Source organism: Methanoculleus sp. UBA413 (genome assembly GCF_002502935.1).
In the GTDB taxonomy this organism is placed as follows: domain Archaea; phylum Halobacteriota; class Methanomicrobia; order Methanomicrobiales; family Methanoculleaceae; genus Methanoculleus; species Methanoculleus bourgensis.
This window is the reverse complement of sequence record NZ_DAQR01000094.1, coordinates 797-11,541: the sequence shown is the minus strand read 5'-3', so window position 1 is coordinate 11,541 and position 10,745 is coordinate 797. Positions and strand designations below refer to the sequence as shown.

Here is a 10,745-nt window from a genome sequence, read left to right as displayed (position 1 = left end):
TTTTCATCCGTGCAGCATGAGGCCCTGCCTCATGGGCGTTTCATGCGAAAGTTCACCTACAACGGTGCCTCACGCAGAAGTGCGCGAAGTCAGTGGGGTATCGGCGATCCGTCTCCCGCACCAGATCCCCTCAAAGCAAGGCCGCTCGATGCACCGCCCTGAGAGTGGAGGAGAGCAAAAACTACATAGACAATGTGCATCAGGTCTATGATGCGGCTGGAGTCCCCGTTGATCCGCATCGGGTACCGAAAATGGTGCATCGGAAAAACCATTTCTCACCTGCGCCTCCACGGAGAGGGGGGCTGTCGGCGGCGGGTAACTGGTTTGCCGTCATCGCCCCCGACATAGGGCTCATATTCCTCTTCATCGCGCTGGTATCCTGCACCCCGTTCCTGGTCGGTATCTGGTACGGCGAACTCGATCTCCTCCTCCCGATGGCCTCCGCGCCGGCAGGGTTCGGCCTCATCGGGATCCTGCTCACCAATATCCAACGAGGAGAGGGTGAGACGCACCTCTCCGTCGCCCTCTCCGCCGTCGCCCTGACCTGGCTTATCGCCGCCCTGATCGGCGCGCTGCCCTATACCCTCAGTCTCGGGATGCCGTATACCGACAGCGTATTTGAGGCGATGTCAGGCTGGACGGGCACCGGGTTCTCCCTCATACCATCGATCGATACCGCCCCGAGGATGATCCTCTTCTGGCGGTCGCTGACCCAGTGGATGGGCGGGCTTGGGATCGTCGCGTTCACCATCGCACTCGCGGGCAGGTCAGGTCTGACCAGGTTCTGGCTCTACCGCTCGGAAGGGCGGTCCGAGACGTTCATGCCAAGCGTCGTGGCCACTGCTGCAGAGATGTGGCGGATATACCTGGTACTCACGGCTCTCGGCATCGGGCTCGTTCTCCTCTCGGGCGTATCCCTCTGGGATGCCGTAAACATCGTCATGACAGCGATATCGACCGGCGGGTTTACGGTGCATTCAGCTGGTATCCTCTACTACGAAAGCCCGCTCCTTGAGATGCTCGTCGTCCCGATCATGATCGCCGGAGCCCTGCCGTTTAAACTCTATTTTCTTCTCTACTACAAGAGAAAATTCGGACTCCTGCAGGACCCGCAGGCGATCCTCCTCTTCGCACTCATCCTTGCCGGATGCGCCGTCATCACCTTCGATCTCGTGACCATCTCCTCCCTTGCCCCCGCAGAGGCCATCAGGCAGGGCATCTTCATGACGGTGAGCGGCATCACCTGCACCGGGTTTCAGAACGCAAACCCCGTCAACTGGTATGGCGCGACCGTGATGGTGCTCACCATGCTGATGCTGATCGGCGGATCGGCGGGGAGTACCGCCGGGGGCATCAAACTCGGCCGGGTTATCCTCGGCCTTGAAACGCTCCAATGGTGGTTCCGGAGACTGTATTCAGGCTGGCGGGTGGTTACCCCGCTCCGGCATGACGGGCGGCCGATCCTCACGCACCTCCCTGAGTATGAGGTATCGAAGAGCATGCTCGTCGTCATGCTCTTCGCCCTGGTGGTCACCATCGCCACGCTCCTCCTGCTCCACCTCGCGCCATACGCCGGGTTCGACTCCGCCGACGTCATCTTCGAGGTCGTCTCCGCCATATCAAACGTCGGGATCAGCACCGGGTACATAAACCCCGGAATGAGCCCCCTGGCGAAGTGGGTCTTCATCATCGTCATGTGGACCGGGCGGCTGGAGGTCGTGCCCGTCATCGCCCTGGTGCTCAGGGTATCACGGCGGCTGTGACGCGTGAGGCCGCGTCTGGGTGCGCGCCGCAGATCTACCCGGGACATCCCGGTGGCGCCGCCCACACCGCGGCAGGAGGATATCCCGATTGCGAGGTGCGGGGGACTCGAATATACGTAGAAAAATCTAATGCATATAAAAACCATTACTTTAGTAAGAAAATTAACCACGGTCGTCATACCCGACGCGCGTCTAACGGGCTTTTCCGGTGGAAAGAAGCCCAAAATGTCAACAACACAACCTTTATTGAATTGATCAACCGTATTTTTCAATAGATGGGAAAGAATGCTGGGTGAGATCCTACATATCCTGGCGGCGGCGGTCATTGCGTGGGTGCTCTTCGTAACCGTCGATATCTTCTTTGAGTTGCCGAAAGCGGGCGGCGTCAGCGGAGCATCAGCCATCGCGCGGGATATCGAGGCCGGTGGAGGCGCTCTTGCCGGCGGGAACATGATGGGAAACATCGTCTGCTCTCCTGATGCCTCGGCCGGGACGCTCCTTGCCGCGTGCGGCGTCTACGTCGCCGGCATCCCCGGCGGACTCGCTGCGGCCCTGATGGTCTTCATCGGCAACCGTATCTGTCACGACCCCGGCTATGCAGGGACCACCGGTGCGGTTCTTGCCACATTCATCGTCTACGGGTTCACTTTGGTCGGGTTTGCCGCTACAGACTTCATCGCAGGCATGGTGCTCGCCATCCTCTCTATCCAGGGGCTCTCACACGCCCGCGCGAGCAGGCTCCTTGCGCGACTCTGGAGGGTCAGGCAGTGATCGCGCTCTACCTCGTGGCTGGAGTTGCGGTCTTTGCCGTCGCGCGAGCCCTCATCGAGAAGAACACCGGCAGGAAACTCCCGTATGTGAATGTCATGAACTTCGCCGTTGCCGGCGCGCTCGTCCTGCTGCTTGACCACCCGCTCTCCCTCGTTGCGGCGGCAGCCTACTTCGTCGGCTCCACGCTTGAGGCGAACGCAATTGCGAGCACCTACGCAGGAGGAGTGAAGCGATGATCCTTGCGCTCGAGGTCACATTCGGGTTAATCGCGCTCGCGGGCGCGGTCTCGGCCGCCCTCATCAGGGACTCCTACGGGAAGTTGATCTCGCTTGGGATCCTTGTCGGCGGCATCGTGCCGTTCATCGTGGACCGCGGCTACCTTGACGTCGCCATCGCGGTCTCCCTGATCGCCCCTATCGCCACGATATTTGTCCTGATGGCCGTGAGGAGGGATGAGGCGTGATGGAGGCCACCTTCATCCTCGGACTCGTGATCCTCGTGATCGGCGTCCTTGCGGTCGCCTTCGTGCGGCCGAAGACCTACATCGCCCGGTTGATCAACCTGGAGATACCGGCCTGGGGGCTTCTCCTGATCATGCTCGCCTATGACGAGGCCCTGGCGCTCCTGACGTTCGTCGCGGTCACCGCAATCGGCACGTTCGTCATCGTGCGGCTGATGGAGTGGAGGGATGCCTCGTGCTGATCATCTCCAGGATCTCCCGGGTTCTCTCCAACTTCCAGAACCTCGTGGCGCTCTTTGCCGGTGCGTGCATCATCGTCTCTCTCATCGGCATCTTCTCCCTGCCGCTCGCGTTCGAGGAGCACCAGCTCTACCCAAAGACCCTCGACCCAGCGAGTTCGCTCTACCCCTACGACCGGGGCGGGGTTCCCTTCGGCACAACGGAGATCGTCACGCAGTACCCGGAGAACTCGCCCTACGCGGGATATGTCACCACCTACCTGACACCGCTCTCGCAGTACCTCGCGGACCACACGCACCACCTGGGCACAACGATCGTCGCCCACCCGGGCGGGATCATCGATGAGATCCTCTACAACACCCGGGGGCTCGATACGGTCGTCGAGACGAGCATCCTCTTTACAGCGTTTGCGATCGCGTCGTATCTCTACCGGAGGAGAGAAGAAGAATGATCCCGGCATACCCGCTCGGTCTCCTCGTAGCGTTCGCGTCGGCAGGGATAGCCTTCTTTGCCCTGATGCGGGAGACCGACGGGCTCCACCGCCTGCTCCTCACCGATCTTGTCGAGGTCGTCACCCTCGCGTTCATCGCGCTGGTCGGCACCGACCTCGCTGAGGCCCTCATCCTCCCGGGGCTTGTGGTGGGCGTCTCAGAGCTGATCGCGCTCTCCGAGATCTTCCGGATCAAGGAAGGCTACACGCGGCCGCCAACCGACACCCTGCAGATCGAGGTGATGAAGACCGCTCCCCCCATACTCGCCGCACTCCTGGTCGGCTACGGTATCGTGCTCTCCGGGTTCTCAGGCGGGGCCGTCGCCGGGCTCGGCGTGATCTTCTACTTCCTCAGCCGCAACCCAAGCGAGCGGTTCGAGGTTATCGAGACCGCGAGCGGCTACTCCTGGATCCTCTGGATCGTCGCGTTCTTCACCTTCATGATCCTCCCGCAGTACTGGTTCTTCGCGGTCATGCTCGCGGGATCGGCGATCCTCGTCAAGGTCATGGCCAAGATGTCGCTCATCGGCACCATGCGGGGTGGTCCGAATGCCTGATATCGGCGGGGCCGACCTCTTCGTGCTGGCGTTTGGGGATATCCTCCACTACTTCACCCCCTACACCGCGACGCTCTTCCTGCTCGCACTGCTGTTCACGGGGCTTGTCATCGTTGCGAGGCCTGAGGGGCAGATCGATATAGCGTTTGGGGGGGACGCCTACTACGCGAAGCAGACGACGGTCCCCGAGATGCGGTTCCGCCGGTTCATGGCGATAGCCTGCGGTCTTGCGTCCATGGGGGCGATGGCGAGCGGAGATCTCTTCAACTTCACGCTCTTCGTCTCGCTGGTCGGCATCACCAACGTCGGCATCGTCGCGGCGGTGAAGAGCCGTCACGTCCTCAACGCCGCGTATGAGTACGGGATCGTCGCCATGGTCGCCACCCTGCCGCTCTTCGGGGGCGCCGCGCTGGTCCTCGGGACCACCGGCACGCTCTCCGTTCCGGCCCTTGCGGCCGGCGGCTATGCGGTCCCGCTGGTGGCGAAGATCCTCCTCGGCCTCGGCGTCGTCGGAGAGGGGATGGCGCCGTTCTACGCGGCAAAAGCCGAGATGTTCCGGGCGCCGGGCGCCCCCTACGTCATCATGTGCTCCCTCTCATCGCTGTTGATCTTCCTGCGCGTCGTGGAGATTGTCATAACCATCTGATGACCATGAAACGAAAGACGGTTACCTACGGACTCGCGGCATCGGCTATCGCCATCGCTGCCGCATGGGCGGCGCTGGCAGCAGCCCTTATACCGCCCTGGGCGGCGGCTACGGTCCTCGTGGTCGCGTTCCCGGTGCTGGTGCTCTTCCTGGGGCTCTGGTGGCGGGCTCCGGGGGGAGAAGAGGATATACCGTTCATAGGATACTGACATGATCGAGTACCTGGTATTTGCAGCAGTCTTCGGACTCCTCCTGCTCGGGGTCCACCGGAAAGTCATCGCACGGATACAGGCAAGACCGGGACCTCCCGTCTGGCAGGAGATCCTCCATGCGCTGAAGTTCTCGTTCAAGAGCACTTGGGTGCCGAGGACTGCAAGCGCGACACTCTACGTCGCAGTCGTGCTCATCGGCATCGGCATATGGAGCGCAGCACTCTTCGTCGTCCTTGCCGGCGAGAGCATCCTGATCCTCTTTGCGATCTACATGCTCCACAAGGTCGTGGAGCACGGTTACGGGCTCTCGTCGGGTTCGCCCTACGCGAAGTTCGGCGGTGTGCGGTCGGTCATATCGGCGGCATCAGAGATCCCGCTCTTCGTCACGATCGCCGCGATCTACCTCTTCACGGGATCGCTCATCCTGCGTGACATCACCGCCTACCAGGGAGTCCACGGGCCGCTCCTCCTCATCGCGCCGCCCGTCGCCATAGCCATGTACATCGTGATCCTCTCGAAGATGCCCTACGGCCCCTTCTCGATCGTGGAGAGCAAAGAGCTCGTGAGCGGCTACAAGACAGAGCACTTCGGGGTCTGGCGGGCAGGTCTGGCCGTGACCGACGGGCTCAAGACGTTCGTGCTCCTCTACGCCTTTGTGGCGATCTTCATCGGGGCTGTTCCGTTCTGGGCGGCTCTTGTCATCATGACCGCGGTCCTCATATCGCTCTCGTTTGTCTGCGCGATAACGCCTATGCTCTCGCCGTTTGACAGCGTCACCGTCCAGGGGATCATCACTGGGCTGATGCTTGTCTACGTTGGCTGTCTCTGGTGGGTGATGCCATGATTCGTGAACTGGTGCTCCTCAGCGGGGTAGCCTACATCATTATAGCGCTGGTGCAGTGGGTGCAGAACCAGACCGTTCAGGTCGAGGCGGTGCTCTTCGCCGGGATCCTGGTTGTTCTCTCGCTCATCCACCATGCCCCGGACGAGGAGCGGCTCAAAAAGATCGAGATGGTCGGGCTCTGGATGGCGATCGCCCTCTTTCTTGGCTATGCCCTGCTGAGGGCGGGAGGATACCTATGACCCGCTACCTCTACGAGAAGGACCTTCGGCCGATGAAATACACCATCCTTACGAGCACGAAGCACGACGAGACGGTCCGCGAGATCGCCCGGCATCTCGATACGACCGACGCGAAACTCCGCAGGGTGATGATCAGGCGGCTCGATATGTCGCTGCTTGAGAACCTGCAGGTCAGGTGGGAGATGGGACAGCGGCATGCAGACGGCAACGATCAGGTAGCAGGAGAACTCGGGTGTGAACTCTTCACCAGGTTCATACCCCTCGTAGACCCCGGGACGATGCAGTCAATATACAACGAGACCAAAGCAATGATGAGAGACGGTTCATCCGCCGACGAGGCGCTCGCGAGAGGGAAGGCACGGGTACGGGAGGCGATCCTCTCATGAGCATCCTCCAGGGCATCAAGAACGCCGTGCGTTCAAGATCGATCCACGTCAGTTACGTCGACGTCGGGTCATGCAACGGCTGCGACATCGAGGTGCTCGCCTGCCTTGCGCCGCGCTACGACATCGAGCAGTACGGCATCTACGTCCACAACAACCCCCGTGAGGCCGACGTCCTCCTGGTCATCGGCTCCGTCACCCCGCAGTGGGTGGACAAACTCCGTGATATCTGGGAGAAGATTCCGGAGCCGAAGGTGGCGGTCGCCATCGGGAACTGCCCGATATCAGGATGCGTCTATAACAGGAGAGGCACCCTGACCGACCCACCGGCAGAGAAGTACATCCCCATCGCCGCACAGGTGCCGGGCTGCCCGCCACGCCCGACAGAGATCTTAAACGCCATACTCTCGGTCGCACCGCTGGTATTCAAAGACTACGAGGAGAAGCTGAAATGAAGAAGACCGTCGACGTATCCATACCGCTCGGCCCAGTGCACCCCTGCTGGAAGGAGCCCGTCCGCATCAAGTGCGAGACGGCGGGCGAGCGGGTGCTCAGGACTGAGGTCGAGCTCGGCTACATGAAGAAGGGGATCGAGCGGATCATGCGGGGCCGGCCCTGGCAGGAGGTGATGTTCCTTGCGGAGCGGGTCTGCGGTATCTGCTCGGTCGTCCATAACATGGTCTTCATCGAGACGATGGAGGAGATCAGCGCGATAACGGTTCCGCCGCGGGCTGCCTACCTCCGGGTGATCGCAAACGAGCTCGACCGGATAGCAAGCCACCTCATCGCGAACTTCTCCTACTGCTACACGATCGAGCACGAGACGCTCGCGATGTACATCTTAAACACCCGGGAGACGGTGCTCGATAACCTTGAGCGGCTCACGGGCTCGAGGATCAACACCGCCTACATGATCCCGGGCGGGGTCAGGTTCGACCTCCTGCCCGAGGACGCCGCGGCGATGCTTGCCGACCTCGCGAAGGTGGAGGAGGAGATGAAGCGGCATGTCCGGATCTTTGAGACCGGGCCGCTGATTGCGCTCCGGAGCCGCGGGATCGGGGTCATGAGCCGTGAAGAGGCGATAAAGGCGCACACCGTCGGCCCCACGGCCCGGGCGAGCGGTGTCCCTGACTGCGACCTGCGTCTCCGCCACCCGACCTACCAGGCGCTGGACTTCGAGCAGGTGACCAGGACCGAGGGCGACAACTTCGCCCGGATCATGGTTCGCTTCCAGGAGGTCTTCCAGAGCATCGACCTGATCAGGAGATGCATCGAAACCCTCCCTGAGGGCCCTATCCGGGGCGGCGGCTTCTGCAAGGCGGGCGAGACCTCGTACAGCGGCGAAGCCCCCCGGGGCGAGCTGACCTACTACGTGAAGACCGACGAATACGGCAGGGTGGTTGATATCGCGATCCGGACGCCCTCGATCATGAACATCGAGGCATGCGCCCACTCGATGATCAAGGATGTCACGTCGATCGCCGATGTGACGTCGACGTTCATCAGCAGCGACCCCTGTGTCGCGTGCAACGAGAGGTAAGGCAGAGGTTATGCGTTCGATCATCTACTACATACGAGAGTTTCTCCGGCCTGAGTGGTTGAAGAATTTCTTCTTCGCAAAGACCGCACCCCTGGTCACCCCCCCGTACTTCAAGGACTACCCGTCCCTGACCGGCAAGGAGTGCACGGGGTGCTTCTCCTGCATGATGATCTGTCCGGCGCCCGGGGCCATCGAGGTTCTCCGCCGAAAAGACCAGTGGGTTCCGGAGGTCTACCCTGGCCACTGTATCAGGTGCGGCCTCTGCGTCGAGGCGTGCCCGGAAGGTGTCCTTACGAGCGGGCGGATTCTCGACGTCACCCGGCACGATGGGACGGCGTTCCGGTCGTGGTATCATCTCGAGGTCGACGATACCATCTGCATGCGGTGCGGGAACTGCTGTGTCTCCTGTCCGATCAACAAGCAGGAAGACCCGCAGCTCGGGGCGACGGGGACCTCGTCGAGCGATGAGGTGATCATGCGGATCGAGGGGGGCCGGGTGCGGATACTCCATGAGGAGAAGTGCACCGGGTGCAAGACCTGCGAGACCCACTGCCCGAACCGTGCAATCAGGGTCGCCCGCATGGTCGAAGGGGTGCACGAGGAGGTGGAGGCATGACCTATCTCATGGTCACCGGGCGGACGGTGACCCAGGGTGTGACCGTCGAGAACAAGACCTCGGTTGATTACGCGGAGGAAACCTCAACCTGCTTCATGCACGAGTTCGATATGCTGGAACTCGGGCTTGACGATAGGAACGCCATCCTGGTCACCGGGCCCTGCGGAGAGGTCGTCATGCGGGCGGTTGCGTCGGTTGAGGTGGAGATGGGCACCGTCTTCGTCCCCTACGGGCCGTATGCAAACCATATCATCGATGCCGATACCCATTCTACCGGTATGCCGGACTTCAAGTCGCACGAGGTGGAGATTGAACCGACGGACAAAGAACCAAAGACTGTTCACAAACTGATGGAAGATCTGGGAGGGCTTGCCTATGATCGTTAAGGATGTGGTCTGCCCCTTCTGCGGGTGCCTCTGCGACGATATCGAGGTGGAGGTGGAGGAGAACCGGGTAGTCGCCGTCGCAAACGCCTGTGAGCTCGGTACCACGAAACTCATGGGCGAGAAGAGGATGAAGAACCCGATCCTGCGTGATGGGAACACGTGGAAGGATATCTCCTATGACGAGGCGATAGAGTACGCTGCCGATATGCTTCTTTCGGCCGAGCGGCCGCTCCTCTACGGGTGGAGCGGCACCCACGGAGAGGCCCAGTGCGTGGGGGTGCACATGGCCGAGCTCGTGCGCGGCGTCATCGACAACACATCCTCGGTCTGCCACGGGCCATCGATCCTTGCGATCCAGGAAGTCGGGCACCCCGGGTGCACGCTCGGTGTCGTGAAGAACCGGGCCGACCTTGTGATCTACTGGGGCTCCAACCCGATCGACGCCCATCCCCGTCATCTCTCCCGGTATACGCGCTACGCGGACGGGTTCTTCCTCGAGAACGCCTTCCGCGACCGGAAGGTGATCGTCGTGGATATCAGGCGGACCGAGACCGCGAACATCGCTGATGAGTTCGTGCAGATCAAACCCGGCGGAGACTACGCGGTCCTCTCAGCGCTCCGGGCTATCGTCCGCGGGAAGACGGAGACGATACCGAGGACGGTCGCGGGCGTCACCCGGGAGCAGCTCGTCAGGGTGGTCGACCTCTGCAAAGAGGCGAAGTTCGGCGCGGTCTACTTCGGGCTTGGGCTCACGATGACCCAGGGGAAGTACAAGAACATCAGAAACGCCATCGAACTCGTCTCCGAACTGAACCGGCACACGAAGTTCACCATCTCGGCGATGCGTGGCCACTACAACGTCTACGGGTCAAACGAAGTGAATACCTGGATGACCGGCTACCCCTTCGGGATCGACTTCTCCCGGGGTATCGCGTTCTACAACCCCGGGGAGACCACGGCGGTGGATGTCCTGGCCCGGAAGGAGTGCGACGCGGCGCTGATCGTCGGGAGCGACCCGGCCGCCCACTTCCCGCGCCGGTGCCTGGAACACCTCGCCGATATCCCGGTGGTCCAGCTTGACCCCTACCCGAACGCCACCACCGCGTTCTGCAACGTCCAGATCCCGGTGGCGGTGACCGGCATCGACGCGGAGGGGACGGCCTACCGGATGGACGGGGTGCCCATCAGGACCAGGAAGGTCCTCTCCACCGACTACCCCTCTGATGAGGAGGTCCTTTCCCGTATGTATGCACTGATGCAGGAGGGACGAGAGAGATGAGCGAACTTCTGATCAAGAACGCCTGCGTCATCGATCCCCTCAGGGGTATCAACGCCGAGACGATGGATATCGCCATCTGTGACGGAACGGTCGTCGAGGAGGTGAGCGGCGCGGCCGAGGTGATCGACGCCCACGGTGCGCTCACCCTCCCGGGCGGGATCGACTCGCACACCCATATCTGCGGGACGAAGGTGAACTTCGGCAGGTACATGAGCCCTGAGGATATGCGGGCCGGCAGGACGCCCCGGCGCGGGCCAATGCACGCCACGTCCGGCTACAGCGTCCCGACCACCTACGGCAACAGCTACCGCTACAGCGT

18 protein-coding genes are annotated in these 10,745 nt (G+C 61.8%); all 18 read left to right on the top strand.

What is annotated here, in order from left to right:
- Nucleotides 1-251: 251 nt before the first annotated feature.
- Nucleotides 252-1,763, top strand: a complete 1,512-nt coding sequence (locus BP858_RS07815; RefSeq protein WP_214166658.1) for a TrkH family potassium uptake protein — start codon at nucleotides 252-254, stop codon at nucleotides 1,761-1,763.
- Between the two features lie 285 nt (nucleotides 1,764-2,048).
- Nucleotides 2,049-2,534: a hypothetical protein gene (locus BP858_RS07810; RefSeq protein WP_214166659.1), complete on the top strand. Its 486-nt coding sequence runs from the start codon at nucleotides 2,049-2,051 to the stop codon at nucleotides 2,532-2,534.
- Nucleotides 2,531-2,770, top strand: coding sequence for a DUF2109 family protein (locus BP858_RS07805; RefSeq protein ID WP_214166660.1), 240 nt, complete (start codon nucleotides 2,531-2,533; stop codon nucleotides 2,768-2,770). The genes BP858_RS07810 and BP858_RS07805 overlap by 4 nt, the downstream gene beginning before the upstream one ends.
- A complete protein-coding gene (locus BP858_RS07800) occupies nucleotides 2,767-2,997 on the top strand; it encodes a DUF2108 domain-containing protein (protein WP_014867141.1) in 231 nt (76 codons plus the stop codon). The genes BP858_RS07805 and BP858_RS07800 overlap by 4 nt, the downstream gene beginning before the upstream one ends.
- Nucleotides 2,997-3,236 carry an EhaE family protein gene (locus BP858_RS07795; protein ID WP_062263369.1) on the top strand — a complete coding sequence of 80 codons (240 nt, stop codon included), beginning with the start codon at nucleotides 2,997-2,999 and terminating at the stop codon, nucleotides 3,234-3,236. Before BP858_RS07800 ends, BP858_RS07795 begins: the two co-directional genes overlap by 1 nt.
- Nucleotides 3,230-3,685, top strand: coding sequence for a DUF2106 family protein (locus tag BP858_RS07790; protein WP_014867143.1), 456 nt, complete (start codon nucleotides 3,230-3,232; stop codon nucleotides 3,683-3,685). The genes BP858_RS07795 and BP858_RS07790 overlap by 7 nt, the downstream gene beginning before the upstream one ends.
- A complete protein-coding gene (locus BP858_RS07785) occupies nucleotides 3,682-4,281 on the top strand; it encodes an EhaG family protein (protein ID WP_014867144.1) in 600 nt (199 codons plus the stop codon). The genes BP858_RS07790 and BP858_RS07785 overlap by 4 nt, the downstream gene beginning before the upstream one ends.
- Nucleotides 4,274-4,927, top strand: a complete 654-nt coding sequence (locus BP858_RS07780) for a hypothetical protein (RefSeq protein WP_074175520.1) — start codon at nucleotides 4,274-4,276, stop codon at nucleotides 4,925-4,927. Before BP858_RS07785 ends, BP858_RS07780 begins: the two co-directional genes overlap by 8 nt.
- Nucleotides 4,928-4,932: 5 nt before the next feature.
- Nucleotides 4,933-5,136 carry a hypothetical protein gene (locus BP858_RS07775; protein ID WP_145916368.1) on the top strand — a complete coding sequence of 68 codons (204 nt, stop codon included), beginning with the start codon at nucleotides 4,933-4,935 and terminating at the stop codon, nucleotides 5,134-5,136.
- A 1-nt stretch (nucleotide 5,137) separates the two neighbouring features.
- Complete coding sequence (locus tag BP858_RS07770; RefSeq protein ID WP_062263373.1) at nucleotides 5,138-5,983, top strand: respiratory chain complex I subunit 1 family protein; 846 nt, start codon at nucleotides 5,138-5,140, stop codon at nucleotides 5,981-5,983.
- Complete coding sequence (locus BP858_RS07765) at nucleotides 5,980-6,222, top strand: hypothetical protein (RefSeq protein WP_014867148.1); 243 nt, start codon at nucleotides 5,980-5,982, stop codon at nucleotides 6,220-6,222. The genes BP858_RS07770 and BP858_RS07765 overlap by 4 nt, the downstream gene beginning before the upstream one ends.
- A complete protein-coding gene (locus BP858_RS07760; RefSeq protein ID WP_014867149.1) occupies nucleotides 6,219-6,608 on the top strand; it encodes a DUF1959 family protein in 390 nt (129 codons plus the stop codon). Before BP858_RS07765 ends, BP858_RS07760 begins: the two co-directional genes overlap by 4 nt.
- The gene (locus BP858_RS07755; protein ID WP_062263378.1) at nucleotides 6,605-7,060 is read left to right on the top strand and encodes an NADH-quinone oxidoreductase subunit B family protein; all 456 of its coding nucleotides are present in this window, start codon (nucleotides 6,605-6,607) and stop codon (nucleotides 7,058-7,060) included. Before BP858_RS07760 ends, BP858_RS07755 begins: the two co-directional genes overlap by 4 nt.
- The gene (locus BP858_RS07750; protein ID WP_286879221.1) at nucleotides 7,057-8,145 is read left to right on the top strand and encodes a nickel-dependent hydrogenase large subunit; all 1,089 of its coding nucleotides are present in this window, start codon (nucleotides 7,057-7,059) and stop codon (nucleotides 8,143-8,145) included. Before BP858_RS07755 ends, BP858_RS07750 begins: the two co-directional genes overlap by 4 nt.
- A 10-nt stretch (nucleotides 8,146-8,155) precedes the next feature.
- Nucleotides 8,156-8,761 carry a 4Fe-4S dicluster domain-containing protein gene (locus BP858_RS07745; protein ID WP_062263381.1) on the top strand — a complete coding sequence of 202 codons (606 nt, stop codon included), beginning with the start codon at nucleotides 8,156-8,158 and terminating at the stop codon, nucleotides 8,759-8,761.
- The gene (locus BP858_RS07740; protein ID WP_062263384.1) at nucleotides 8,758-9,147 is read left to right on the top strand and encodes a molybdopterin dinucleotide binding domain-containing protein; all 390 of its coding nucleotides are present in this window, start codon (nucleotides 8,758-8,760) and stop codon (nucleotides 9,145-9,147) included. The genes BP858_RS07745 and BP858_RS07740 overlap by 4 nt, the downstream gene beginning before the upstream one ends.
- Nucleotides 9,137-10,426, top strand: a complete 1,290-nt coding sequence (locus BP858_RS07735) for a formylmethanofuran dehydrogenase subunit B (RefSeq protein WP_062263388.1) — start codon at nucleotides 9,137-9,139, stop codon at nucleotides 10,424-10,426. Before BP858_RS07740 ends, BP858_RS07735 begins: the two co-directional genes overlap by 11 nt.
- A partial coding sequence (locus BP858_RS07730; RefSeq protein ID WP_286879219.1) for an amidohydrolase family protein occupies nucleotides 10,423-10,745 on the top strand: 323 nt, incomplete at its 3' end. The genes BP858_RS07735 and BP858_RS07730, both read left to right, overlap by 4 nt.